20 protein-coding genes are annotated in these 25,080 nt (G+C 59.1%); 10 read left to right on the top strand and 10 right to left on the bottom strand.

Going from position 1 to position 25,080, the window contains the following annotated elements; all coding sequences use genetic code 11:
• Positions 1 to 7: 7 nt before the first annotated feature.
• The gene (locus ACIQJ2_RS11210) at positions 8 to 1,195 is read right to left on the bottom strand and encodes a glycine C-acetyltransferase (protein WP_400673759.1); all 1,188 of its coding nucleotides are present in this window, start codon (positions 1,193 to 1,195) and stop codon (positions 8 to 10) included.
• A 263-nt stretch (positions 1,196 to 1,458) separates the two neighbouring features.
• On the opposite strand from ACIQJ2_RS11210, the gene ACIQJ2_RS11205 reads away from it, so the two are divergent.
• A complete protein-coding gene (locus ACIQJ2_RS11205; protein ID WP_400673756.1) occupies positions 1,459 to 2,229 on the top strand; it encodes an SDR family oxidoreductase in 771 nt (256 codons plus the stop codon).
• A gap of 39 nt (positions 2,230 to 2,268) precedes the next feature.
• Here the strand turns inward: ACIQJ2_RS11205 and recQ are convergent, their stop codons facing one another.
• Entirely contained in the window at positions 2,269 to 4,149 is a 1,881-nt protein-coding gene (gene recQ / locus ACIQJ2_RS11200) for a DNA helicase RecQ (RefSeq protein ID WP_400673753.1), read from the bottom strand.
• A 7-nt stretch (positions 4,150 to 4,156) separates the two neighbouring features.
• Positions 4,157 to 6,145 (bottom strand): DNA primase, encoded by a 1,989-nt coding sequence (dnaG, locus tag ACIQJ2_RS11195; protein WP_400673750.1) that lies wholly within the window; start codon positions 6,143 to 6,145, stop codon positions 4,157 to 4,159.
• A gap of 559 nt (positions 6,146 to 6,704) precedes the next feature.
• Between dnaG and ACIQJ2_RS11190 the strand changes: the two genes are divergently transcribed.
• Together ACIQJ2_RS11190 and ACIQJ2_RS11185 are read left to right on the top strand one after the other, a co-directional pair.
• On the top strand, positions 6,705 to 6,938 hold the full coding sequence (locus ACIQJ2_RS11190; protein WP_400673747.1) for a hypothetical protein: 234 nt from the start codon (positions 6,705 to 6,707) through the stop codon (positions 6,936 to 6,938).
• A 486-nt stretch (positions 6,939 to 7,424) separates the two neighbouring features.
• A complete protein-coding gene (locus ACIQJ2_RS11185) occupies positions 7,425 to 8,189 on the top strand; it encodes a hypothetical protein (protein ID WP_400673744.1) in 765 nt (254 codons plus the stop codon).
• Here ACIQJ2_RS11185 and ACIQJ2_RS11180 read toward each other — a convergent pair.
• Positions 8,170 to 8,622 (bottom strand): GatB/YqeY domain-containing protein, encoded by a 453-nt coding sequence (locus ACIQJ2_RS11180; protein ID WP_199094855.1) that lies wholly within the window; start codon positions 8,620 to 8,622, stop codon positions 8,170 to 8,172. The two genes, ACIQJ2_RS11185 and ACIQJ2_RS11180, sit on opposite strands and share 20 nt — an antisense overlap.
• 411 nt (positions 8,623 to 9,033) lie before the next feature.
• On the opposite strand from ACIQJ2_RS11180, the gene carA reads away from it, so the two are divergent.
• A complete protein-coding gene (gene carA, locus ACIQJ2_RS11175; protein ID WP_400673779.1) occupies positions 9,034 to 10,242 on the top strand; it encodes a glutamine-hydrolyzing carbamoyl-phosphate synthase small subunit in 1,209 nt (402 codons plus the stop codon).
• Positions 10,243 to 10,361: 119 nt separating this feature from the next.
• Here the strand turns inward: carA and ACIQJ2_RS11170 are convergent, their stop codons facing one another.
• The 4 genes from ACIQJ2_RS11170 to ACIQJ2_RS11155 form a co-directional block, all read right to left on the bottom strand.
• Entirely contained in the window at positions 10,362 to 10,934 is a 573-nt protein-coding gene (locus tag ACIQJ2_RS11170) for an EVE domain-containing protein (protein WP_400673742.1), read from the bottom strand.
• 93 nt (positions 10,935 to 11,027) lie between these two features.
• A complete protein-coding gene (locus tag ACIQJ2_RS11165) occupies positions 11,028 to 12,425 on the bottom strand; it encodes an MATE family efflux transporter (protein WP_400673739.1) in 1,398 nt (465 codons plus the stop codon).
• Between the two features lie 148 nt (positions 12,426 to 12,573).
• Entirely contained in the window at positions 12,574 to 13,830 is a 1,257-nt protein-coding gene (locus tag ACIQJ2_RS11160) for a TCR/Tet family MFS transporter (RefSeq protein WP_199144938.1), read from the bottom strand.
• 157 nt (positions 13,831 to 13,987) lie between these two features.
• Complete coding sequence (locus ACIQJ2_RS11155) at positions 13,988 to 14,899, bottom strand: LysR family transcriptional regulator (RefSeq protein WP_400673737.1); 912 nt, start codon at positions 14,897 to 14,899, stop codon at positions 13,988 to 13,990.
• A 108-nt stretch (positions 14,900 to 15,007) separates the two neighbouring features.
• Here ACIQJ2_RS11155 and ACIQJ2_RS11150 point away from each other — a divergent pair, with 108 nt between their 5' ends.
• Entirely contained in the window at positions 15,008 to 16,000 is a 993-nt protein-coding gene (locus ACIQJ2_RS11150; protein ID WP_400673734.1) for an aldo/keto reductase, read from the top strand.
• Between the two features lie 51 nt (positions 16,001 to 16,051).
• Here ACIQJ2_RS11150 and ACIQJ2_RS11145 read toward each other — a convergent pair whose 3' ends face one another.
• Together ACIQJ2_RS11145 and ACIQJ2_RS11140 are read right to left on the bottom strand one after the other, a co-directional pair.
• Positions 16,052 to 16,972: a neutral zinc metallopeptidase gene (locus ACIQJ2_RS11145; RefSeq protein ID WP_199144944.1), complete on the bottom strand. Its 921-nt coding sequence runs from the start codon at positions 16,970 to 16,972 to the stop codon at positions 16,052 to 16,054.
• Between the two features lie 93 nt (positions 16,973 to 17,065).
• The gene (locus ACIQJ2_RS11140) at positions 17,066 to 17,557 is read right to left on the bottom strand and encodes a DUF2306 domain-containing protein (RefSeq protein ID WP_400673732.1); all 492 of its coding nucleotides are present in this window, start codon (positions 17,555 to 17,557) and stop codon (positions 17,066 to 17,068) included.
• Positions 17,558 to 17,622: 65 nt separating this feature from the next.
• Between ACIQJ2_RS11140 and ACIQJ2_RS11135 the strand changes: the two genes are divergently transcribed.
• The 5 genes from ACIQJ2_RS11135 (at position 17,623) to greA (ending at position 25,080) form a co-directional block, all read left to right on the top strand.
• Complete coding sequence (locus tag ACIQJ2_RS11135; protein ID WP_400673729.1) at positions 17,623 to 18,468, top strand: LytTR family DNA-binding domain-containing protein; 846 nt, start codon at positions 17,623 to 17,625, stop codon at positions 18,466 to 18,468.
• Positions 18,469 to 18,843: 375 nt separating this feature from the next.
• On the top strand, positions 18,844 to 19,419 hold the full coding sequence (locus ACIQJ2_RS11130) for a DUF1190 domain-containing protein (protein ID WP_400673727.1): 576 nt from the start codon (positions 18,844 to 18,846) through the stop codon (positions 19,417 to 19,419).
• An 11-nt stretch (positions 19,420 to 19,430) separates the two neighbouring features.
• Positions 19,431 to 20,600, top strand: coding sequence for a glutathionylspermidine synthase family protein (locus tag ACIQJ2_RS11125; protein ID WP_400673724.1), 1,170 nt, complete (start codon positions 19,431 to 19,433; stop codon positions 20,598 to 20,600).
• A 229-nt stretch (positions 20,601 to 20,829) separates the two neighbouring features.
• The gene (carB, locus tag ACIQJ2_RS11120; protein ID WP_199144957.1) at positions 20,830 to 24,315 is read left to right on the top strand and encodes a carbamoyl-phosphate synthase large subunit; all 3,486 of its coding nucleotides are present in this window, start codon (positions 20,830 to 20,832) and stop codon (positions 24,313 to 24,315) included.
• Between the two features lie 288 nt (positions 24,316 to 24,603).
• A complete protein-coding gene (gene greA, locus ACIQJ2_RS11115) occupies positions 24,604 to 25,080 on the top strand; it encodes a transcription elongation factor GreA (protein WP_199144959.1) in 477 nt (158 codons plus the stop codon).

Here is a 25,080-nt window from a genome sequence, read left to right as displayed (position 1 = left end):
AACCAATTCAAATGATTCCAAGTTCTTTTCCGGCTTCCGCGAAGGCCGCGATCGCCTTTTCGACATCGGCCTTCGAATGGGCGGCCGACATCTGTGTGCGGATGCGGGCCTGCCCCTTGGGCACGACCGGGAAAGAGAAGCCGATAACGTAGACGCCCTTCTTCAGCATCAATGCAGCCATATCCTGCGCGAGCTTTGCGTCACCCAGCATCACCGGAATGATCGGGTGATCGGCGCCGGCGAGCGTGAAGCCGAGCTTGGTCATCTCGCTGCGGAAAAGCTCGGCATTGCCCTTGAGTCGTGCCCGCAGCTCCGCGCCGTTCTCGATCAAGTCGAACACCTTCAGCGACGCAGCCGCGATGACCGGTGCCAGCGTATTGGAGAAGAGATAGGGCCGCGAGCGTTGCCGCAGCCAATCGACAACCTCGCTCTTGGCCGAGGTATAGCCGCCGGAAGCGCCGCCGAGCGCCTTGCCGAGCGTGCCGGTGATGATGTCGATCCTGCCTTCGACGCCACAATGCTCCGCCGAGCCGCGGCCATTCTTTCCGACGAAACCGACGGCATGGCTGTCATCCACCATGACCATGGCGCCGTATTTTTCGGCCAGATCGCAAACGCCGCCGAGATTGGCGATGATGCCGTCCATGGAAAAGACGCCATCGGTCGCGATCAGCTTGAAACGGCTGCCTTCGGCCTTCTTCAATTCCTCTTCCAAAGCCGCCATGTCATTGTTGGCATAGCGGAAACGCTTGGCCTTCGAGAGCCGCACGCCGTCGATGATCGAAGCATGGTTGAGCGCATCCGAAATGATCGCGTCCTCCTCGGAGAGCAACGTCTCGAACAGACCGCCATTGGCATCGAAGCAGGAGGAATAGAGGATGGTATCTTCCATGCCGAGGAAGGACGAGATCCGCGCCTCGAGCTGCTTGTGCTCTTCCTGTGTGCCGCAGATGAACCGGACGGAGGCCATGCCATAGCCATAACGGTCGAGCGCCTTTTTCGCGGCGTCAGCGAGTTCCTCATTGTCGGCCAGGCCGAGATAGTTGTTGGCGCAGAAATTGAGCACACGCGCTCCACCGACCACAGCGATTTCGCCGGCCTGCTTGGAGGTGATGACACGCTCGGACTTGTAGAGACCGGCTTCTTTCAAGCCGGCAAGCTCGTTGCGCAGGTGCGATAGAAATTCTGAGGTCATTGTCGCATTCCGTTACTGATCATGGCGGAAACAGGCCGAGAGATATCACAGGATTAGCACAGCCGCCGCATTCATGAGCGGCAAAAATGCATCGAGCCATGACGCTGCCGCGACATGCCCCCACACAGTTCGATTACCACCGCCAACGGGACGTCTCAACGGCACATTTGTGCCATTTACGCCCACCGCTATTGCAAAAATTACTTGACTGAGTCCATTATCGTGAAAACAAGACGGTCACTTTTACCTATGATGGGAATATCATGAGCATATTCGAGAGATTCTCCCTGAAAGGGCGTGTTGCCCTGGTTACAGGCGGCGGACGCGGGTTGGGATTCGAGATGGCCCAGGCATTGGCCGATGCGGACGCTCACGTCATTATCAACGGGCGGACGGCGGCAACGTTGCAGGCGGCGGTCCAGACAATTCAAGGGCGGGGCTGCTCTGCAGAAGCCGCTGCCTTCGATATAGCCGACCGGGAGGCGCAACGAGCGACCATGGCGGATATCGAGAAAAACCACGGCCGGCTGGATATATTGGTGAACAATGTCGGAGCCCGCGACAGACGCCCGCTCGCGGACTTCGACGACGAAGCGATCCTCGCTCTGCTCAATACTGACCTCGCGGCCTCGATCATGCTTTCGCGCGATGCCGCGCGCTTGATGAAGCAGCACAACTACGGACGACTGATTTCGGTGACATCGATCAGCGGCCAGGTCGTCATGCCCGGAGATTGCGTCTACCCCGCCGCCAAGCAGGGGCTGACCGGCCTCGTACGAGGCATGGCGGTGGAGTTCGGCCCCTTTGGCATCACAAGCAATGCGATCGCCCCGGGCTGGTTTGCGACGGAAACCAACGCCGCGATGGCTGCGAATGAAGAACTGACGCCTTTCGTGCGTCAACGCATTCCGGTTCAACGGTGGGGGCGACCGGACGAGATTGCCGGTGCCGCACTCTTCCTTGCCAGCGACGCTGCATCCTTCGTCAACGGCCATGTCCTGACCGTCGACGGCGGGATGACCGTGCGCATGTAACCAAAAATTCGAAGTTTTTTCAGATCCTTACGCCCAATGTCACCGGCCGGTGAAATTCGAAATCACCGCAAGAAACGCATCGCCATAGCGCTCGAGCTTCGACTGGCCGACGCCTGAAATTCCGAGAAGAGCCTTGTGATTTTTCGGCCGCTCCGTCGCGAAGGCAATCAGTGTCGTGTCAGGGAAAACGACATAGGGCGGCACGCCCAGTTCCTTGGCGATCCTCGTGCGCTCGGCGCGCAACGCGTCGAACAGGGCCTGCGCCTCGCCGGAAAGACCATGAGCCTGCCGTTCCGGCCGGCCGGCCTTCTTGCCGCGACGTCCTGTTTCCGGCCGGTCCTTGCGAAAGAAGACCTGTCGTTCGCGCTTGAAAACAGCCCTCGCCTCTTCCTCTAGCTTCATGGCACCGAAGGCAGTGTGATCGACGCTGAGCAACCCGCTCGCGAGCAGCTGCCGGAAGATCGACTGCCAGCTGCGGGCAGAAATGTCCTTACCGGCACCGAAGACGGGCATGTCGGTATGACCGAACCGCTGCGTCTTCTCATTGATCGTACCGACCAGGACATCGATGACATGGCCGGTGCCGAAACGCTCGCCGGTGCGGTAAACCGCGGCCAGCGCCTTGATCGCCGCCTCCGTGCCATCCCAGGTCTCGACAGGTTTCAGGCAGGTATCGCAATTGCCGCAGCCGCCGCTATGCCCCTCGCCGAAATGCGCGAGAATGGCCTGTCGCCGGCATCCCGCCGTTTCGCAGATGGCAAGCAGCGCATTGAGCTTGGCCCGCTCAACACGCTTGATTTCGTCTGATGCACCGCCCTCATCGATCATCCGCCGCCGTTGGATGACATCGGCCATGCCGTAAGCCATCCAGACTTCGGACGGTAAGCCGTCACGCCCCGCGCGGCCCGTTTCCTGATAGTAGGCTTCCACCGAGCCCGGCAGATCGAGATGGGCAACATAGCGTACATTCGGCTTGTCGATACCCATGCCGAAGGCGACGGTCGCCACCAGGCACAAGTCCTCCTCTTTCAGGAAAGCATCCTGATTGGCGTCGCGCAGCGCCCGATCCATGCCGGCGTGATAGGCGAGCGCGCGGACGCCCTGCCCGTTCAGCCACTCGGCCGTGTCTTCGACCTTGGCGCGGGAGAGACAATAGACGATGCCGCTATCGCCGCGGTGACCGTCGAGAAAACGCAGCAACTGCTGGCGCGGCTGATCGCGCTCCACAATCTCGTAGGCGATATTCGGCCGGTCGAAGCTGGTGGTGAAGACCTTGGCATCGTCGAGAGCCAGCCGCTCGATGATATCGTCGCGGGTGTGAGGGTCGGCGGTCGCCGTCAGGGCAATGCGCGGCACGCCGGGAAAAAACTCGGCAAGCTTGCCGAGATCCCGATATTCCGGTCTGAAATCATGCCCCCATTGCGAGACGCAGTGCGCTTCGTCGATTGCAAAGAGCGCAATCTTCGCCCTGGCGATCATCTGCTGGAAGCCGTCGGTCAGGATGCGCTCGGGCGTGACATAGAGCATATCGAGCGTGCCGTTGGAAACGGCGCGATAGATCTCACTGGCCTCCTCGCGCGACAGCGATGAGTTCAATGCCGCAGCACGTATGCCCAGCTGCTTCATCGCCTCCACCTGATCCCGCATCAGCGCAATCAATGGCGAAACGACGATACCAATGCCCTCACGGCAAAGCGCCGGGATCTGGAAACACAGCGATTTGCCCGCCCCGGTCGGAAACAGCACCACGGCATCGCCACCCGAAACAACGTGCTCGACCACCTGCTGCTGCTTGCCGCGAAATGCCGAATAGCCATAGACGCGCTTCAGCACATCGAGCGGGGCAACCCCGCCGACGGTTTGCCCGAACAGTGCCTCATCAGCGGAAAATCGCGGATCCAGTCTATCCGGCTGTGACATTCACTTCCTACTTTCCTGCAACGTTTTTGACGCGCCCGGAAAGAACGCCAAAGCCATCGATGATCGCCTCCTGGTTTTCGAGCCGCACCGCTTCCAGCTGTACTTCCTGCAAGGCACGCATCAATTGCTCGATAAGCTCGCCGTCGCCATCTTCCGTCGCCTCGGCAATCGCACCCTGCAACTCGATCTTGTGCCACCGAAGGGCCTTGGAGCGCTTGTGAAGCGCAAGCGCCTGACGATAGCCTTCGCGAGCATCCTCCATCGCGGCTTGCTCGGTTGCCGTCCAAAGCCGGGCATTGCGAACCTGCTGCTCGAGGTTCTTCAGCAGCGCGCCGAAATCCTGCTCTTCCAGCTGTTCGACCAGCCGCTCACGGGTGAGCTGCGGTCCCACCATCGCAGCAGCGATCCCAAGCATAGCCGACCAGAGGCGCTGCAACTCGCGGCTTTCGTAATCGATCGCGGCGATCTCGTCATACTCGTCCTGCAGCAACAACGGATGATTGACGATGGTCAGCGCCAAAACGCTTTCGCGCAGGCTCGGAATATCCTGATGTCCCTTGATCATCGCCGAGCGTGTCAGGCGATCGGACGCCGTCGTGCTGACCGCCGCCCGGTCGCGTCCCTGCCCGCCGCGGCCACCAAAGGCGCGACCGTTGCCATCACGGGAAAAGCCGCGCGCCTGCTGATTGCCTCCGCGCTGGAATTGCGGCTGGAAAAGCCCGTTCAGCCGCTCGCGCATGCTCTGCTGATAGTGGCGCCGAACATCCTCGTCGACGATGACGGACACGATGCGCCGGAGCCGCGCTTCGAGTTCGGCCCGCGCCTCTGGGGTTTCGAAGGTGCCGCTGGCAGCCTCCCTCGCCCAGATCAGATCGGCGAGCGGCTTTGCCTGCGCCAACACCTTGTCGAACGGCGCTCGACCGTCGTGGCGCACGAGATCGTCCGGATCCTTGCCGTCGGGCAGTAGCGCGAAGCGGACGGTTCGTCCCGGCTTGATATGCGGCAACGCCAGATCGGCGGCGCGATTGGCGGCGCGAATGCCCGCGCCGTCACCATCGAAACAAAGCATGGGCTCCGGCGTCATCTTCCAGAGAAGATCGAGCTGATTTTCCGTGAGCGCCGTGCCGAGCGGCGCGACCGCATTCTCCACCCCGGCCTGATGCAGGGCGATGACGTCCATATAGCCTTCGACGGCAATGATGGTTCCCGCACCATCGGCGCCCTGAGCGGCGCGGCGCGCCCGGGTGAAATTATAAAGCACGTTGCCCTTATGGAAGAGCTCGGTCTCGTTGGAATTGAGATACTTCGCCGGCGCGTCCGATGCCATGGCCCGGCCACCGAAGGCGATGACCTTCTCGCGCGATGAGAGAATGGGAAACATGATGCGATCGCGAAAACGATCGTAGGAGACGGGCACGTTCTCATGCACGACGAGGCCGCAAGCTTCGATCTGCTCTTTCAGCACGCCCTTGCTTGCGAGATGCTCCTTCAGCGCATTGCGGCTATCGGGGGAATATCCGAGCCGAAAGGTTTCTATCGTGCGCCCGGTCAATCCACGGTCGCGTAGATAAGCACGGGCGCGCGCACCGTTGGCCGTCTGCAGCTGGTCCTGAAAGAACTGAGTCGCCATCTCCATGACATCGAGCAGCGAGGTCCTTTCCTTCTCCCTTTTCGCCTCCATGGGGTCAGCGACCGGCATGGGCACGCCAGCCATGTCGGCAATCTGCTGCACAGCCTCAGGGAAGCTCAAGCCTTCCAGCTCGGTAAGAAAACGAAAATGGTCGCCCGTCACCCCACAGCCAAAGCAGTGATAGCGGCCCTTGCGATCCTCGCAGTGGAAACTCGGAGATTTCTCGCCATGAAACGGGCAACAAGCCCAATAATCCCCGCGCGGCACATTGGTCTTGCGCCGGTCCCAGGTCACACGACGACCGATCACGTCTGAAATCAAAACGCGGTCGCGAATCTCGTCGAGAAACGTATTGGAAAATCGCATGGCTACCTCTGGCTCATCTCATATAAACAGGAATGATCGGCATTGCCACGCTGACCCGACAGGCACATACGGTATTCACAGTCCTTTCCAGGTGATTACAACGCCCTCCCTTCGATCACAACTTCGTGAAGCGGCCACCGAGATCAAGCTATGCATATCGGCGCTATAGGTCGCCTTTTGAGCCGCCAAAACAGGCAATCGCCATGGCCCTAGTCAAGTAAACGAGACTTCAGCTCAAGTAGAAAAACAGCTGCTTTTTTAGAAAAAGCAAAGGCTTGCACATCTTGAGGTGGGTAGAAAACGCGATGCGGCGGCTCAACAACAATCGCTGGCTGCAAGCCAAGCGGGAGGTATCTGCTCCGCCCATTCGAGCGCCGGCATCATGGTTTGTAAGCCAAACATTATTTTTTTGTAATTTGATTGTTGATGTGCAGCGCAATAGCGTTCTTCTCACAGGACGAGACAAGCCGGCGAAGAAACTGCTTCGCGACGCGACATGCCGAGACGCCCTGACGAACCGGAAACCACAAGGTACAGGGTTTTCAGTTTAGGAGAGGAAATGCGCGTTCTTATCGTACCCCTAGCCGCAGCGGCCATCTTTGCGACAGCAACTTATAGTTCGGCCACGACGACTAACGGCAGCGACGACAAGAACGTACTTTATGCTGGCGCTAGATATGAGCTGCCGGCAAACGTGAAGATCCCAGCTCTTGCAGCAGGCGTAAAGGTTCAGATGTCCGGATTTTCCTCGCAGGCATTGGCCCTGCCCCGGGAAATCAGGATTCTCAGATAAGTTCATCAGATACTCAGGTGGGGCACCATCCCTACCCCCGGCGCCGCCCCACCTGAGTGCCTTTGCAATAGACGTTTGATTTTTGGGCCCCACCCTGCGTCATCAAACGCCTGCAAAGCGCAAGAAGGCAGGAGCTCCCCCAGCTCCTGCCTTCTCTAATTTATAGCAACGAGAACAATCAAACCGCCAAAGCGTATGAAGCGAAAGAAAAAGATCGCGACGCGCTTTGAGCAGTATCGTAACGCTGTTGATGGAATGTATATTTTTTAGTACATTAGTATATGCAATCTATGCGCTTGCTCTCTTCATACAATCTTGAATTTTGCTCGGTTCATCGGAGACGGCTGCATGTCTTTATCCGCAAAGGAACTTGCTCAAGACCCTAATTTTTTCGCTGAAATTGTAAATTATACGCGAGAAATCCTATCCACTTACAATCAGAACCAACAGATATGCTCTGTTTTTGCCTCGCAACAGCGTTGGCTGATGGCACTCGCCGGTTTTGGATTGTATTACGGCGGCATCGACGGAGAGCCCGCCGGCATCCATGCGAATCGCTTCGCGACCTATGTCGTCGAAAACGATATCGCCAGCCACAACACCGCGCTCAGCTTCATACAGCAGATGCTGACGGAAGGATTCTTGCGCTATCTGCCCGTTGCTCCCGATCGCCGCTCGCGACCGATGGAACCCACGGAAGAAGCCGTCAAGCAGCTGGGAAAGTGGCTTCTCATTCACTTGTCGGTACTTGACCGGCTCGATGGCGGCAGGCGAAGCACTCTGCTCGCCAAACGCCCCGAGCTTATCGCCGCACTGCAGCCCGCCATCTCGGTCGACATCATCAACAGCGACGATCTGCGCCACCCGGGAGATACGTTCGATCTGTTCACATGGGTGAATTCCGGCGGCGTGATCATGGATTACCTGATCTCGCGCGTCGGGCTAGTGGATACAACGACTCAAAGAGTGATCGTCGGGCGAATTGCCTTCACCGACATTTGCCGGCGCTTTCTCATTTCCAGAACTCATGCAAAGCGACTGATGATCAAAGCCGCAAAGATGCAGAGCATCGGATGGACAGGCTCCTCAGGGCGAAGCCAGCTGTGGCTTTCCTGCGATTTCATCCAGGAATATCGCAACTATCAGGCCGAGAAATTCGCCATTATCGACGCCGCCTGGAGAAACGCCTTCGGCTCGCCACAAATCCGCGCGCCGAAGGCGAAGCAGGTTTTTACTTCAGCAGCTCCTTGAGAATGCCCGAAGCCTTGGCGAAATCCATCTGACCGGCATAACGCTCACGCAGGGCGGCGACGCACTTACCCATATCCTTCAGGCCCTGCGCTCCCAGTTCCGCGACGATCGCAACGCAGATCTCGCGCACCTTGTCGTCGGACAGCTGCTCGGGCATGAAACCTTGAATGACTGTGATCTCTTCCCGCTCCTTCGCGGCCAGCTCCGGGCGGGCGCCGTCGACGTAGATCTTCTCAGACTCTTCGCGCTGCTTGATCATCTTGGCGAGCAGCTGCAGGATTTCGTCGTCGCTTGCCTGTTCCTTGCCGAGACCGCGATTGGCGATATCCTTGTCCTTGATGGCCGCAAGGATGAGGCGCACGGTCGAAAGCCTCGCCGTATCCCTGGCCTTCATGGCGTCCTTCTGGGCGTTGGAAAGGGTTTCGCGGATCATGTGTGTAACTCCTTGAAGCAGGGGGGCGACGATCGCCCATCCCCTTATTTCATCTTGCCAGTCTCATAGAGCGCCGTGCTTCCCTTAGGAAGCACAAAGGTCACTCTACTTCTTTGAATCTACGCATCAGGCTTTCCGAAAATCCTATCAGATTTTCGGGCCGATGCCGTAGACCATCAGTACCGATCAATACAATTCCGCCAAGCCGGTCGAAACGGGGCGAATTCCCAGACAGGAAAGCAAAAGCGTGCATTGACCGGCTCGCCTTGTTTGGTTATGTCCATCACCTGCACATTAGATCGATATGAAGATCTCAAGCCGCGACCTCGGTCGCCGGCTGTACCTTGCTACAAACATGGCGGAAGCCTACGGCCCTTCAAGGTCGTGCACGACGCCGGAAACGGGATGACTATGACCGCGACAGCCCCATGGACCACTGAAAAGCCGACTGCTCTTCTCGTTCTCGCCGATGGCACAGTCATCGAAGGCAAGGGTATCGGCGCGACCGGCAAGGTCCAGGCCGAAGTCTGCTTCAACACCGCGCTGACGGGATATGAGGAAATCCTGACGGATCCTTCCTATCTCGGCCAGATCGTTACCTTCACCTTCCCTCATATCGGCAATGTCGGCACGAACGAGGAAGACGTCGAGGACCTGACGCCGGCTGCACGCCACGGCGCGGTCGGCGTCATCTTCAAGGCCGACATTACCGATCCATCGAACTACCGTGCCGCCAAGCATCTCGACCAGTGGCTGAAGGCCCGCGGCATCATCGGCCTCAGCGGCATCGACACCCGCGCCCTCACCGCCTGGATCCGTGAGAACGGCATGCCGAACGGCGTGATCGCTCACGATCCGAACGGCGTCTTCGACATCGAGCAGCTGAAGGCAGATGCCAAAGCCTGGAGCGGTCTTGAAGGCCTAGACCTTGCAAAGGTCGCTTCCTCCGGCCAGTCCTCGCAATGGTCGCAGACCCCTTGGGTTTGGAATGAAGGCTATGGCGAACTCGGCGCAGCCGACGCCAAGTATCACGTCGTCTGCCTTGACTACGGCGTCAAGCGCAACATTCTGCGCCTCTTCGCAGGCCTCGACTGCAAGGTCACCGTTCTTCCCGCGACCGCTTCGACCGATGAAGTGCTCGGCCTGAAGCCGGACGGTATCTTCCTCTCCAACGGCCCTGGTGATCCGGCCGCTACCGGCGAATATGCCGTGCCCGTGATCAAGGACCTGCTGAAGACCGAAATTCCGTTGTTCGGCATCTGCCTCGGCCACCAGATGCTTGGCCTCGCGCTCGGCGCCAAGACGGCGAAGATGCACCAGGGCCACCACGGCGCCAACCATCCGGTCAAAGACCATACGACCGGCAAGGTGGAAATCGTTTCCATGAACCACGGCTTCGCAGTCGACTCGAACTCGCTGCCGGAAGGCGTTGAGGAGACTCACGTTTCCCTCTTCGACGGCAGCAATTGCGGCCTGCGCGTCGCCGGCAAGCCGGTCTTTTCGGTTCAGCATCATCCGGAAGCATCACCCGGTCCGCAGGACAGCCACTACCTTTTCCGCCGGTTCGTTAACCTGGTACGCGAAAAGAAGGGCGAACCTGCCCTGGCGGAACGCGCCTGAGCGCACCATTCCATTGATTGAATTCGAAAGACCCCGGATTGCTTGGCAATCCGGGGTCTTTCCTTTTGTGCGTCAAGTTGGGAGGTCTTTTCGTCACATCAGCTCGGCCTTGCCGAAACTCAAGCCTGCAGGCGGCGCTGCTTTACCACCTCAAGCTCACTCATCATGATTTCCTCGAGGAACTCGAAGTCCGATTGACCGAGGGCGACAAGGCCGAATCTCAGCTTGTAGCCCCAGTTCTTGTCCTGGGTGAAATCAAGCCAGCCCAGAAGCGGGCGAAGCGGCTGCTCCGGCGCGTTCAGCCAATCCACATCCTTGCGATAGGCATTTCCGCACGCCATCTGGCCAAGGTAAGGCTCCCCCTCGCGAACGAAGCCGATAGCCGTGAAGCTCTGGAAGCCATCTCTTTCGCCCATCTTCACAGACGGAGAATAATAGACGATGCCGTCACCGGGCTTGATCCGCTTCAGCGGTGCCCGCTTGCCATGGTTCACCTGCATGAAGCCCTGTTGGCGGCCAAGGCGCACATGTTCTGCGCTGGCGACCGCCAGCCAATAGGATTTCTGCGCCGGCTCAGGCTGCCGGGACGAAGTATTCGCGCGCGGGAAGAGGCGTACCGTCGCACTCTGTCGAACAGTGTCTTCCCGCGAGAAAAGCGCGGTATCCGTGCGATCGCTTGCTTTGAATGTCATGGTCGTCTCCCGTCGTTGGTATGAGACAGGTATAGACGATCATGCTGTCAATTTTTGTCAGTAGTCTTGCAGGCTGAAGAGGACTTTACCGTATCAGGCAGCAGCCTTTTCAGAGCGGACCAACAGGTAGAAGCGCGTGCAAAGCATGACCGCTGCCGAACCGAGCCCCAGCAGGAAGCCGAACCAGATGCCGATGCCGCCGAAGCCGAGCGGGAACGCCAGAAGCCACGCCAGGAAGAAACCGATCGGCCAATAGGCGATCAATGCCATGATCATCGGCACGCGCGCATCCTTCAGGCCGCGCAGCAAACCACTGGCGATCGACTGGAGCCCGTCGACGAGCTGGAACAGGCCCGCAACGACGATGAGCGGCGCCGCATAGGCAAGCACTTTGGCCGCATCTGGCGAGCTCACATCCAGGAACCAGCCTCCGAGCCAGGTCGGGATCGATGCGAACAGGATGCTGCCAAAGAGCGAAATGCAGCTCGAAACGACAAGCACGACGATCGCGGCACGCTTCAGTCCGAGGAGATCTCCCTGCCCGTGCGCGACGCCGACTCGCACCGTCGCTGCCTGACTGAGGCCGAGCGGGATCATGAAGGCGACCGATGCCCATTGCAGGGCGATACCATGCGCGGCAAGCTCAATCGTACCGATCTGCCCCATCAGCAGCGACGCCGCCGTAAACAGGCTCACTTCGGCCAGAACCGTAACGCTGATCGGGAAGCCGAGTCGAACCACGTCCCACAAGGCATGCCAATCGGGCCGCCAGAAGCGGACGAAAATCTCATAGCGGCGCGTGTCTTCATGGGCCTGGACATAACCGACGATGAAGAAAAAGCCTGCCGTCTGCACCGCAACGGACACGATAGCCGCACCGTGCAACCCCATGGCCGGCAAGCCGAAATGGCCAAGCACCAGGATGTAGGCCAGCACGGCATTCATCACCAGCATGGCGATGGTGACCTTCAGGATGATTCCAGCCCGGCCGATTGCGCTCACCAAGGCACGAATGACGTTATAGAGCAGTCCCGGCAACAGCGCGAAATGGCCGATATCGATATAGCCACTTGCCAGTCGCGCCACCTCCGGCTTCTGCCCGGCGGCCAGAAGGATCTGCTCCGAATAGAAAAAGGCCGGCTGCGCCACCAGCCAATAGGCCGTCACGACCCACAGGCCCATGCGCAGGGCACGGCGGACAGAGGCCACATCGCCCTTGCCATAGGCTTGCGCCACCAGCGGCACAACGGCGATGGAGAAGCCTGAACCAAAAATAAGAATCGTGAACAGAAACTGCGCGGCGAGCACCATGGCGGCCAGTTGCTCCGCACCCAGCCGGCCAACGATCATCACGTCAGTCGTATTGATGCCGAGCTGCGCCAATTGCGCGCCGATCAACGGTATGCCAAGCGCCAGGGTTGCACGAATGTGCGCAGACCACGAATTATTGTTGTCATGCGCGTACGGGCGCGCAGCTAACGGCATATCCATCACGAAAACTCGATCTCTAGAATCGCGCCGACCGCCCTACCCAAGGGTGCGCAAGGTAGCGGCCTTACCGCAACTTAGGGCGAAAAGCCAGCCAACAAGCCCAGAATGCTAAAGAATTCATCATATCATCAAAATAACTGATGAAATTCTAGGCTGCCTCTCCGGCCTGCGACTGTGAAGCGGCAACCGGCATAGTCTTGCGAACCTTCGTCAGCAACACGACGAGCGATATGGCAATGAGAATTGCGCTCATGATGAAGGGCGCGCCAGCAAAGACCACCGGTGCAGTCGGTTCGGTGTAGTAGCTGAACAGGTATGGGAAGAGCACGGGCCCGACGATTGCCGTGATACTCGTCAGGCTGCCAAGCGCACCCTGCAGCTCGCCCTGCGCCGAAGGCGGAACCTTGCTGGCGGCAATGGAACGAAGCGGCGCATCGGCAACATTTTCGATGACGGTCAGGACGACGACCACATAGACCATCCAGCCTTGCCAGGCGAACGCATAGCCCAAAAGACCGAAGCATGAGAAAACCAGCCCGAGGAGCGCGGTCTTCCATTCGCCGAGGACCGGAACCATGCGAGGCAATACCAGCCCCATGACGATGGCCGCGCCGATGCCATAAACGCCAAGGGAGAAACCGATCTGTCCTTCGCTCCAATCATAGCGATAGGACGTGACGAAGGCCCACACGGCCGGATAGACGCCATGCGCCAGCCAGTTCAGGAACATGACGACGCAGACCCAGCCAATGCCCTGATAACGTCGGATCTGCTTGAGCGCACCAAGCGGGTTCGCCCGACGGATATCGAACGGCCGGCGATGCTTTGCATCCAGCGTTTCCGGCAGGAGGAAGTAGGCTCCGACGAAGTTCAGAAACGCCAGAGCGGCCGCGCCGTAGAAAGGTACGCGTGGGCCGAATTCACCGAGGAACCCGCCGATAACGGGCCCAAGCACGAAGCCGACGCCGAAGGCCATGCCGATCAGACCGAAATTCTTTGCGCGGTTTTCATCGTTGCTGATATCGGCGATATAGGCCGAACAGGTCGAGAAGCTCGCACCGCTGATCCCGGCCAGAATACGGCCGACGAACAACATCCAGTACGAGCCGGCGATGGCACAGATGAAATTATCGATCGCAAACGTGAACACCGAAGCGAGCAGCAGCGGACGGCGTCCGAAGCGATCGCTCAGATTGCCGATCAGCGGCGAAAATAGGAATTGCATCCCCGCATAGGCCAGCAGCAGCCAGCCGCCTTCCGTGGCCGCGGCACTGACCGAAGCGCCGGTCAACTCTTCCAGATATTTCGGCATAACCGGCATGATGATCGCGATGCCGATAACGTCGAGAAAGAGGATTAGGAAGACGAGGAACAGCCCGCGCCGCGCAAATTTCTGATCGATCATGGAGTTGCCTTCTGGGGCTCCGCCTCCATGAAAGAGACAGAACGTGAACGAAAACCGTGGATGTTCCAATACATAAAGATTTTGGCAGAAACAATCCGTGAACGCTTCAATCTTATTGATTTATCGTCGGCTTTTTTTGATCCTTCAACCAGAACGTCTATCTATCCCTGCTGCGGCGCTGCTCGCGATTCAGGAAATCGACGAAGGCCCGTAGCGGTGTCGGCATGTGCCGTCGGCTGGCGTAATAGAGGAACGGGCCGGAGAAGGCTGTGTTCCATTCCTCGAGAATCGGCACCAGTTCACCCCTTTCGATCTGCGGCGCCAGAAATTCGCGAAAGGTCCTGATGATGCCGAGGCCGGCAACGGCGGCGCTGCGCTCGATATCGATGGAGTTCGTGGCAACAACCATCGATGGCGCAATGACAATCGTCTCCTCGCCTCTTTCGAACTCCCAGGGCAGGACCGAGCCGCTCAGGAACCGATGACGGATGCAGCGATGCTCGAGTATATCTCGCGGATGTTGCGGTATGCCGTTTGCGGCAAGATAGACCGGCGCGGCAGCGGTAATGTAATGCTGTTGCCGCGGCCCGATCGGCATGGCTATCATGTCTTTTTCCAGCCTTTCGTCATAGCGGATACCGGCGTCGTAGCCGGCCGCCACGACGTCGATGAAACTGTCCTCGGCAACGATCTCGACTGAGATCGCCGGATACTCTGTTAGAAAACGGCTGATGATGTCGGGCATGACGACCGTGGCGGCAACTATCGGCACATTCAGCCGCAAAGTTCCCCCGACGCTGTCGCGAAAGCTGTTGATGTCGTCGAGCGCCACGGCGATCTCGCTCATGGCCGGGGTCAGGCGTTCCATCAGCCGTTCCCCGGCCTCCGTCGGCGTCACGCTCCGGGTCGTGCGATTGAGCAGACGCACCGCCAGCCGCTCTTCCAACCGGCGAACCGCTTCGCTCAGCGATGAAGCGGAAACCCCGCGTTTACGCGCCGCTTCGCGAAAGCTTCGCTCGCGAGCAACTGCAGTGAAGGCAACGAGATCGGCCAGCGGCAAGTCATCCATTGTGCGATATTCCAAACAACCCGTTTCGATTTCATGGGATTATCGCACAGAGAGCAAAGGAGTAAAACCAGAGAGAAAACAGAAGCGCTTCCGCCAAGGAGAACGAGGATGGAAAAGCATCAATTGGGCAAGACCGGACCGCACGTCTCCGCTCTCGGCCTCGGTTGCATGGGGATGTCCGGCATGTATGGCCCATCCGACCGCGCCGAAAGCATAGCCACCATCCATGCCGCGCTCGATGCCGGCATCAACCTGCTGGATACAGGCGATTTCTATGTCATGGGCCACAATGAGATGCTGATCGGCGAGGCCATCAAGGGGCTGAATCGGGAAGATTTCCTGCTCAGCGTCAAGTTCGGCGCGCTTCGCGACCCCAGCGGCGCATGGCTCGGCTATGATGCCCGACCGGCGGCGATCAGGAACTTCGTGGCCTATTCTCTCCAACGGCTGGGTGTCGACCATATCGACATCTACCGCCCTGCTCGCCTTGATCCCAACGTCCCGATCGAAGACCAGATCGGCGCGATATCGGATCTCATCAAAGCCGGTTACATCAGGCATATCGGTCTGTCGGAAGTCGGCGCGGACACTATTCGCCGCGCCGCCGCCGTCCATCCGATCGTCGACCTCCAGATCGAATATTCGCTGATCTCGCGCGGTATCGAGGACAAGATCCTGCCCGCGTGCCGCGAACTCGGCATCGGCATCACCGCCTACGGCGTCCTGTCGCGCGGCCTTATCAGTGGGCATTGGCAGAAGGAAAGTGCCCAGAAAGGCGATTTCCGCAGTATGAGCCCGCGTTTCCAGGCCGGAAACGTGGAAAAGAATCTGCAACTGGTCGAAGCCCTGCGAGAGATCGTCGAAGCCAAAGGCGCCAGCGTCGCACAGATCGCGATCGCCTGGGTCGTTGCTCAAGGCAAGGAAATCATCCCGGTCATCGGCGCCCGCCGTCGCGACCGCCTCACGGAGGCGCTGGGGGCCGTCAAGGTCGAATTGTCGGGGGCCGACCTAGCCGCGATCGAGCGGGCAATCCCCAAAAATGCCGCCGCCGGCGGACGCTATCCGGAGGCGCAGCTGACGCATCTCGACAGCGAAAGGTAGCAAGCGAATGAGGCTGCCCGCTCGCCGGTCGTTCGGGAGCGGGCAACAGGATCAAACCGGGTTGTTGAGCGTATCACAATCGCTGAGCTTGCCGGAATCGAAGCCCTTCTTGAACCACTTCACGCGCTGCGCCGAGGTGCCGTGGTTGAAACTGTCGGGCACGACATAGCCTTGCGTGCGCTTCTGCAGCGTATCGTCGCCGATCTGTTGGGCCGCATTAAGGGCCTCTTCGAGATCACCCGCCTGCAAGATGCCCTTCTGCTGCGTGAACTTGCCCCAGATGCCTGCAAAGCAATCGGCCTGCAGCTCGATGCGCACCGACATCTTGTTGGCATCCACCTCGCTCATGTTGCGGCGAGCCTGATTGAACTTCGGCAGGATACCGAGCTGATCCTGAACGTGGTGACCGACTTCATGCGCGATGACATAGGCCTGGGCGAAATCGCCCGACGCACCGAATTGATCCTTCATCTGCTTGAAGAAGGCCATATCAAGATAGATCTTCTGGTCGCTCGGGCAGTAGAAGGGTCCGGTCGCAGCCGAAGCTTGTCCGCAGGCCGAAGGGAAGCTTCCGGAAAACAGCACCAGCTTCGGATCCGTGTAGGTCTGCCCCATCGACTTGAAGATGCCGGTCCAGGTGTCTTCCGTATCGGCAAGAACGGTGGCGACAAACTGCTTCATCTCGTCGTTGGCGGCTTGGCCGCCGCCGCTGCCAGTTGAGGTGCTTTGCTGATATCCGGAACCGCCACCCTGCAGCACGCCGGTCTGCTGGAGCAGGCCCATGACGTCGACGCCCATGGCCTTCAAGACCAGGAAGATTACGACAAGGACAATGATGGTACGAAAGCTCAATCCGCCGCCGCCGATGCCGCCGCCGGGGAAGCGAAAGCCGCCACCACCCCCGCCGCTCATCGGCGATGAGCCGCGCTCGTCCTCGATATTGTCGGATTGCCGACGTCCCTTCCAATCCATAGTGCACCTCCTGGCGATGCCTAAAATCAAAGTCCCTTGAGGCATTTATATATCCAGGAGGACGAACAAAGCCAGTTGGCTATCGACAGAAGATCAGCTTAAACGGCGGCGATGCCATATTTCTTTCGACAACTGCCAGAGAAGCACGATCGCAATACCTGCGACTACAATGAGCGGTGCGATTTCATCGCCGCTGAAGGCGACTTTGTTCATGATGCGGCCAGGGATGAATGTGAATAAGCCGGCACCAACAATCCCGACAAAATAGATGCCTCTGACGATGCCTTTATGAGCCTCGATATTGCCTTTGCGGGCATTGACGATGGCTCCCCAGCAACCGAAGAGAACATAGGCGGATAGCAGATGAATGGGGCTGAAGCCGTAAAACATATTGATCTGGTGAATGAAGAAGCTCGATAGAGCCGTGATCACCATGAGGCAAAGCCAGATTTTGCCAAGCAGCCGATGTCTCGGTGTTCCTTTTGGTTGCAGAAGAAGATAGGCGCCGAGCACGGCGGCCGGGACGACCGCCGCAACGTGAATCTGAATTGCGATGGAAGCATGAAGAAGCGGCTCTAAAGTCATGGTGGGGATCCGGTTGAGTTTGTCGAGCCTTTCCGCGATATTGTCCCTCTCTCAATTGAAATTGCATGGAAAAACGGGAAAACTTCGTGGATCACACCTTTCTGCAATCCACGCTTCGCGAATTGCAGGCCGTCTGGCGCTCGCCGCGGCTTTGGGCAACCTTCATAACGGTCGTCTTGATCTTTGCCGTAACAGGTCCCTATGGCACCTTTTCGCGCCTGATGCCGGGCGCGCGGCTGGGCTACTGGCTCGTTCTTCACGCCATGGCCTGGTCCATCGCTATCGTCTTCTCCATTATTGCAGAAATCCTCCTGCGCCAATGGATAGCCAGCATGTTCGCGCGGATGATAACAGGGGCCGTTATCGCCGCACTGCCGATCGGCTTTGGTATCTCGCTCGTCGACCTCGCATTCTTCGGAGGCCTCCCCACTGTTCTGGACAGTCTGCGCCAATCGCTGACGGCAATACCACTTTGTCTACTTTTCTGCTTTCTGACCTATATGACGATGCACCGCCAAATCGCGACGGCGGCTGAAGCGCAGCCGCACGAGAAGCCGGCACCTGTGCCGCGGGCGATATCCGAGACAAGGGCACCACCTTCCCAAGCCCCGATCCTGTCACGGTTGAAGCCGGAAAATCGCGGACAGCTCACAAGGCTCGCCGTGCGGGACCATTATACCGAAGTCGTCACCACCCGAGGCCGCGAGCTCATTCTACTCCGCTTCGGCGATGCCTTGATGGAAGTCGGCGACACCGAGGGCCTGCGTCTTCACCGATCCCACTGGATAGCCGCAGACCATGTCGCAGGATTGAAACGCGACAACGGCAAGCTTCTTGTCATAACGCGCGACGGCGTAGAAATGCCCGTGAGCCGTCCCTACGCCGAAGCCGTCCGTCGCCGGTTCGGCTAACAGACCGAAGGCTTGGCGATATCGCCCCGATCCACGGGCTCCTCCCGATAGTTCAGGCATCAGGAGAGCGAGAGCTCGCTCCATTTCAGCCGCATCGTGTCACGGCAACTCAGAAAAATTGGAAAGAGATTCTTTACGACCACAACCATTGGTCTAAAATATTCCCGTCAAACGCACGCCTACGTTCTTTAAATGCGGCCGATCTACACCTAATTCTGATTTCGCGCCCATATTCTTTACGTTGTGCCCTTACATATGCGGACAACCGTGACGCCGCTTTTGTGCGGCTCGCGGCTGGTCGACCTATGCCGGCGGTCCTCAGGAATATCCAAGTGCGTAAACGCGCATTGCGCAGGAGGTTTTATGAAGCGATCGATGAGTGTGTCTCTGCTGCTCATGGGAACAGCGGCATTGACGGCCTGTGGCGAAAAGGAAGACACGGTTCGGATATACAAGGACATCAACGCATGTATCGCCGCCGATATAGTTTCCGCTGACGAATGCAGATCTGATTTTGCTGCCGCCGAAACGGAGCGCTTGCAAAGCGCACCAGCCTACGAAACGGCCGCGAACTGCGAAAAGGACTACGGCACTTACAACTGCCAGCCAACGACCGGCCTGCATCGGGCCGGCGTCGGTCACTTCATTCCCGTATTGGGCGGCTATCTAGCTGGAAATGGTACCAGCTCGGTCGGCACAAACGCGCTTTATCAGCCGCGTGGAAGCAGCGACTTTCGCACGGCAGCCGGGCGGAGCCTTGCGAACGGCATGCCGCTTGGGAAAGCGGCTAATGTGGAAAGAAAGGACGACAACAGGCAAGCGGCGGCGTCTTCCGGTGGCGGTGGCGGCGGTGGCAGCGTTTGGGGGAGATCTTCCGACCGCGCCGGACGTTCTGGCGGCTCAGTGGAACGTGGCGGCTGGGGCTTTCGCGGATTCCATCTTTCGAGCTAACGGGTGAGAGCATGAAGCGTATTGTCGTGAACAAACGGCCGGATTGGAAAGCTCTAGCGGAGGCTTGTGGCTTCACCATCCATTCCATGTACGGAAAACGCTATTGGGATGAACGGCATGCTTATGCTTTCACCCTTGAGGAAATCGAGACGAAGCTGGAGGAGCCCTCGGCCACGCTGCTGGAAATGTGCTACGCGGCAGCCGAAAGGATCGCTTGCGATAGCGAACTGATGCGTCGCATGGCCATTCCGCCAGCCTATCACGATGCGATATTGCGATCCTGGCGCAATCGGGAACATGATCTCTACGGTCGTTTCGACCTCTCCTATGACGGAAGCGGTCCGGCAAAGCTTCTCGAATTCAATGCCGACACCCCAACCAGCCTGTTCGAAAGCGCGGTTTTCCAATGGCAGTGGCTGGAAGACATGAAGCAACGCGGCGAACTTCCATATTCGGCAGACCAGTTCAACTCGCTGCATGAGCGCCTGATCGATGCGATCCGCATCCTCGCTGCACCTTCAGGTCGCATGCATTTCGCCGGTATGCTGGAAGCGGAAGAAGACCTTGTAACCCTGAACTACTTGATCGATTGCGCCGCCCAGGCCGGTTGCACGGCGAAGCTTATCGCCATGCCCGATATCGGCATTGATGATAAGCATTGGCTCATCGATCTTGAGGACGAACGGATCGACTGCCTGTTCAAGCTCTATCCGCTTGAAGATATGGTTCGCGAGCCTTTTGGCCGCCATCTGCCACTCAGCTCGACCCGCGTCATCGAGCCACTGTGGAAGCTGACCTTATCGAACAAGGGATTGTTGGCAGTGCTTTGGGACATGTTCCCCGGCCACGAAAATCTGCTGCCGGCCTATTTCGAAGACGATCCGCGTATCGGCGACCTCGGCGATCGCTACGTTCGCAAACCCTTGTTATCCCGCGAAGGCGCGAATGTGATGCTCGTCAATCACGAAGCCGGCGGCGGCATATATCAGGTTGAAGGACCCTATGGCGAAGAGGGATATATAAGGCAGGCAATGCACTTGCTGCCCCGCTTCGGCAACGATTGGACCGTGATCGGCTCCTGGGTCGTCGCCGGGCAGCCTGCGGGTATCGGCATTCGCGAAGACGACACCCCGATCACGCGGGATACTTCACGCTTCGTCCCTCATTATATAGAGACCTAGCTAGGTCGGGGAGCCCGACGCCGGCGTCACATAGCCTGTGCGGCACCTCATTTTGCGCTTGCATGATGATCTCGGCAGAATTCATGTCGATTCCGCCATTTATGGGGTTCCGTTTGCAAATACATTTGCCTATAAGCCGCTTCTAGCCTGAAAATATTGCCCATGCGCCCCGACCGGTGATCTCCCACCCTGGCCGGCTTTTTGCGCAACAAAAAATGGATGTGAGCCCATGCCGAAGCGCCAAGATATCAAATCGATCCTCATTATCGGCGCAGGACCGATTGTTATCGGCCAGGCTTGCGAATTCGACTATTCAGGCACCCAGGCCTGTAAGGCACTCCGAGAGGAAGGCTACCGCGTCATCCTCGTCAATTCCAACCCGGCAACGATCATGACCGACCCAGGTCTTGCGGATGCGACCTATGTCGAGCCGATCACGCCTGAGGTCGTCGCCAAGATCATCGCCAAGGAGCGCCCGGACGCGCTCTTGCCGACCATGGGTGGCCAGACGGCACTGAACACGGCCCTCTCGCTGAAGCGCATGGGCGTGCTCGATCGCTACAATGTCGAGATGATCGGTGCCAAGCCCGCCGCCATCGACATGGCCGAAGATCGTGCCCTCTTCCGCGAAGCCATGGCCCGCATCGGCCTCGAAACGCCGCGCTCGATGCTGGCGAACGCCACCGACATCAAGGATGCCGATCGCAAGACCCACGAGGCCGAGCGCAGCAAGCTGAAGGCGTCGCTGTCAGGCGCCGAACTCGACAAGGCGCTCGATACACTGGAAAACCAGTGGAACCTCGGCGAGAGCGATCGCAAGCAGCGCTATATGAGCCACGCGATGGCCGTAGCCGCGCAGGCGCTTGACCATGTCGGTCTGCCCGCGATCATCCGTCCATCCTTTACGCTCGGCGGCACCGGCGGTGGCATCGCCTACAACCGCTCGGAGTTCTTCGAGATCATCGGCGGCGGCCTCGATGCCTCCCCGACCACCGAAGTGCTGATCGAAGAATCGGTTCTCGGCTGGAAGGAATTCGAGATGGAAGTGGTCCGCGACACGGCGGACAACTGCATCATCATCTGCTCGATCGAGAACATCGATCCGATGGGCGTCCATACCGGCGATTCGATCACCGTTGCCCCGGCCCTGACGCTGACGGACAAAGAATACCAGATCATGCGTAACGCCTCGATCGCGGTCCTGCGCGAGATCGGCGTCGAAACCGGCGGCTCGAACGTGCAGTTCGCGGTCAATCCGAAGGACGGCCGTCTCGTCGTCATCGAAATGAATCCGCGTGTCTCGCGCTCTTCCGCCCTCGCCTCGAAGGCCACCGGCTTCCCGATCGCCAAGATCGCAGCAAAGCTCGCCGTCGGCTACACGCTGGACGAGCTGGAAAACGACATCACCGGCGGCGCGACCCCGGCATCTTTCGAGCCGTCGATCGATTATGTCGTCACTAAGATCCCGCGTTTCGCCTTCGAAAAGTTCCCAGGCGCTTCCCCGGTTCTGACCACCGCCATGAAATCGGTCGGTGAAGTCATGGCCATCGGCCGTACATTCGCCGAGTCGCTGCAGAAGGCATTGCGCGGCCTCGAAACCGGCCTGACGGGCCTGGACGAGATCGAAATCCCCGGCACTGAGGAAGGCGAAGGCAACCGCAACGCCATCCGCGCCGCCATCGGCACCCCGACACCGGACCGCCTGCGCATGGTCGCCCAAGCGCTGCGCCTTGGCCTGACGCCGGAAGAGGTGCACGAAGGCTGCAAGATCGACCCCTGGTTCCTGGAGCAGCTCAAGAATATCGTCGATATGGAAGCGCGTATCCGCGAGCACGGCCTGCCGCAGGATGCGGCCAACCTGCGTATGTTGAAGGCCATGGGCTTCTCCGACGCACGCCTTGCGACGCTGACCGGCAAGCGCCCGAAGGAAGTGGCCGAACTCCGCAACGGGCTCAATGTCCGTCCGGTCTTCAAGCGCATCGACACCTGCGCGGCCGAGTTCGCCTCGCCGACCGCCTATATGTATTCGACCTATGAGACGCCCTTCGTCGGCACCGCCCGTTCGGAAGCACAGGTCTCCGACCGCAAGAAGGTCGTTATCCTCGGTGGCGGTCCGAACCGTATCGGCCAGGGCATCGAGTTCGACTATTGCTGCTGCCACGCCGCCTTCGCACTTAAGGATGCGGGCTATGAAGCAATCATGATCAACTGCAACCCGGAAACGGTCTCGACCGACTACGATACCTCGGATCGTCTCTATTTCGAGCCGCTGACGGCGGAAGACGTGATCGAAATCCTGCGCGCTGAGCAGGAAAAGGGCGAAGTCGTCGGCGTCATCGTCCAGTTCGGCGGCCAGACGCCGCTGAAGCTTGCCGAAGCGCTCGAGAAGAACGGCATTCCGATCCTCGGCACTGCGCCGGACGCGATCGACCTTGCCGAAGACCGCGACCGCTTCCAGAAGCTCCTGATGAAGCTGGATCTCAACCAGCCGAACAACGGCATAGCCTATTCGGTCGAGCAGGCTCGCCTCGTCGCCTCCGAAATCGGCTTCCCGCTGGTCGTCCGCCCGTCTTACGTTCTTGGTGGCCGCGCCATGCAGATCCTCCATTCTGAAGGCCAGCTGCAGACCTATCTGCTCGACACCGTCCCCGAACTCGTGCCGGAAGACATCAAGCAGCGCTACCCGAACGACAAGACCGGCCAGATCAACACATTGCTGGGCAAGAACCCGCTCCTGTTCGACAGCTACCTCGCCAATGCCATCGAAGTTGACGTCGATTGCCTATCCGACGGCACCGACGTCTACGTCGCCGGCATCATGGAGCATATCGAAGAGGCCGGCATCCACTCGGGCGACTCGGCCTGCTCGCTGCCGCCGCGCACCCTCTCCCCGGAGATGATCGATGAGCTTGAACGCCAGGCAAAGGCTATGGCAAAAGCTCTGAACGTCGGTGGCCTGATGAACGTCCAGTTCGCCATCAAGGACGGCACGGTCTACGTGCTCGAAGTCAACCCGCGCGCCTCGCGCACGGTGCCCTTCGTCGCCAAGACCATCGGCGCGCCGATCGCCAAGATCGCCGCCCGCGTCATGGCCGGCGAAAAGCTGGATGCGACCTTTGCCGCCTACGGCGAAAAGCCCGATCCGCGCAAACTGAAGCATATCGCCGTCAAGGAAGCCGTCTTCCCCTTCGCCCGCTTCCCGGGCGTCGACACCCTGCTCGGGCCGGAAATGCGCTCGACCGGCGAAGTCATCGGTCTGGACACCGATTTTGCTCTGGCTTTCGCCAAATCGCAGCTCGGCGCCGGCGTCGAATTGCCGCGTGACGGAACGGTCTTCGTCTCCGTTCGCGATGATGACAAGCCGCGCGTGCTGCCGGCCATCCGCATGCTGGTCGAACTGGGCTTCAAGGTGCTTGCAACGGGCGGAACCCAGCGGTTCCTCGCCGAAAACGGCATCGAAGCAACGAAGATCAACAAGGTGCTTGAGGGACGTCCGCATATCGAGGACGCCATCCGCAACCGTCAGGTCCAGCTCGTCATCAACACGACCGACAGCAACAAGGCGATCTCGGACTCGAAATCGCTTCGCCGCGCGACACTGATGCAGAAGGTGCCCTACTACACCACCATGGCCGGCGCCGAAGCCGCAGCCATGGCGATCAAGGCGCTGAAGGCCGGAAACCTCGAGGTTCGGCCGCTTCAGAGCTACTTCTGACGGTTAAAATTCGTCACGGCGAATGTGGGCAACGATAGCTGGCTCACATTCGCCTCGATAAGATTCAGCCGATGCAGGGATAATGGAAGCCGCCGCCTCGTCGATCAGGCTTCAACGTATGCGAGCGGGAAGCGCCACTCCTTTAAGCATCGAATCTTCTGGAAATCGGCTGTCGCAATCTGCTATAGATGACAAAATAGTGGCTCTACTGGTTCCGAAGTACCCCTTCGGAACCTGTTTTCTTTTGTGTGTGCGGAAGAGCAGCGCAGGGACTGAAGGATAAGGAAAATGGTTGAAAAGGTACCGATGACGCAGAGCGGGTTCGTCAAGCTGCAGGAAGAACTGCGCTGGCGTCAGCAGGAAGAGCGCCCGCGAATCATCGAGGCAATTGCAGAAGCGCGCGCCCATGGCGACCTCTCTGAAAATGCCGAGTACCACGCAGCCAAGGAAGCCCAGAGCCACAATGAAGGCCGCATCGGCGAGCTTGAGGATCTGACGGCGCGTGCAGAAGTCATCGACCTCACCAAGATGTCCGGCTCGAAGATCAAGTTCGGCGCCAAGGTAAAGCTGGTCGACGAGGACACCGAGGAAGAAAAGATCTATCAGATCGTCGGTGACCAGGAAGCCGATGTGAAGGCCGGCCGTATTTCCATCTCTTCGCCGATCGCCCGCGCGCTGATCGGCAAGGAAGTCGGCGATTCCATCGAAGTCAATGCGCCAGGCGGCGCCAAGGCATACGAAATCCTCTCCATCACCTGGGGCTGA

The organism is Rhizobium sp. NPDC092011 (assembly GCF_044756305.1).
In the GTDB taxonomy this organism is placed as follows: domain Bacteria; phylum Pseudomonadota; class Alphaproteobacteria; order Rhizobiales; family Rhizobiaceae; genus Rhizobium.
This window is presented reverse-complemented; position numbering and strand designations above follow the sequence as displayed.

What these genes read in the sequence shown, in the direction of transcription:
- ACIQJ2_RS11155 (WP_400673737.1), bottom strand. Translation starts at nt 14,899, where the DNA reads ATGGATGACTTGCCGCTGGCCGATCTCGTTGCCTTCACTGCAGTTGCT.
- ACIQJ2_RS11140 (WP_400673732.1), bottom strand. Translation starts at nt 17,557, where the DNA reads ATGACTTTAGAGCCGCTTCTTCATGCTTCCATCGCAATTCAGATTCAC.
- ACIQJ2_RS11205 (WP_400673756.1), top strand. Translation starts at nt 1,459, where the DNA reads ATGAGCATATTCGAGAGATTCTCCCTGAAAGGGCGTGTTGCCCTGGTT.
- greA (WP_199144959.1), top strand. Translation starts at nt 24,604, where the DNA reads ATGGTTGAAAAGGTACCGATGACGCAGAGCGGGTTCGTCAAGCTGCAG.
- ACIQJ2_RS11210 (WP_400673759.1), bottom strand. Translation starts at nt 1,195, where the DNA reads ATGACCTCAGAATTTCTATCGCACCTGCGCAACGAGCTTGCCGGCTTG.
- ACIQJ2_RS11135 (WP_400673729.1), top strand. Translation starts at nt 17,623, where the DNA reads ATGGAAAAACGGGAAAACTTCGTGGATCACACCTTTCTGCAATCCACG.
- ACIQJ2_RS11180 (WP_199094855.1), bottom strand. Translation starts at nt 8,622, where the DNA reads ATGATCCGCGAAACCCTTTCCAACGCCCAGAAGGACGCCATGAAGGCC.
- ACIQJ2_RS11150 (WP_400673734.1), top strand. Translation starts at nt 15,008, where the DNA reads ATGGAAAAGCATCAATTGGGCAAGACCGGACCGCACGTCTCCGCTCTC.
- ACIQJ2_RS11170 (WP_400673742.1), bottom strand. Translation starts at nt 10,934, where the DNA reads ATGACATTCAAAGCAAGCGATCGCACGGATACCGCGCTTTTCTCGCGG.
- recQ (WP_400673753.1), bottom strand. Translation starts at nt 4,149, where the DNA reads ATGTCACAGCCGGATAGACTGGATCCGCGATTTTCCGCTGATGAGGCA.
- dnaG (WP_400673750.1), bottom strand. Translation starts at nt 6,145, where the DNA reads ATGCGATTTTCCAATACGTTTCTCGACGAGATTCGCGACCGCGTTTTG.
- carA (WP_400673779.1), top strand. Translation starts at nt 9,034, where the DNA reads ATGACCGCGACAGCCCCATGGACCACTGAAAAGCCGACTGCTCTTCTC.
- ACIQJ2_RS11145 (WP_199144944.1), bottom strand. Translation starts at nt 16,972, where the DNA reads ATGGATTGGAAGGGACGTCGGCAATCCGACAATATCGAGGACGAGCGC.
- ACIQJ2_RS11190 (WP_400673747.1), top strand. Translation starts at nt 6,705, where the DNA reads ATGCGCGTTCTTATCGTACCCCTAGCCGCAGCGGCCATCTTTGCGACA.
- ACIQJ2_RS11185 (WP_400673744.1), top strand. Translation starts at nt 7,425, where the DNA reads ATGGCACTCGCCGGTTTTGGATTGTATTACGGCGGCATCGACGGAGAG.
- ACIQJ2_RS11160 (WP_199144938.1), bottom strand. Translation starts at nt 13,830, where the DNA reads ATGATCGATCAGAAATTTGCGCGGCGCGGGCTGTTCCTCGTCTTCCTA.
- ACIQJ2_RS11125 (WP_400673724.1), top strand. Translation starts at nt 19,431, where the DNA reads ATGAAGCGTATTGTCGTGAACAAACGGCCGGATTGGAAAGCTCTAGCG.
- carB (WP_199144957.1), top strand. Translation starts at nt 20,830, where the DNA reads ATGCCGAAGCGCCAAGATATCAAATCGATCCTCATTATCGGCGCAGGA.
- ACIQJ2_RS11165 (WP_400673739.1), bottom strand. Translation starts at nt 12,425, where the DNA reads ATGGATATGCCGTTAGCTGCGCGCCCGTACGCGCATGACAACAATAAT.
- ACIQJ2_RS11130 (WP_400673727.1), top strand. Translation starts at nt 18,844, where the DNA reads ATGAGTGTGTCTCTGCTGCTCATGGGAACAGCGGCATTGACGGCCTGT.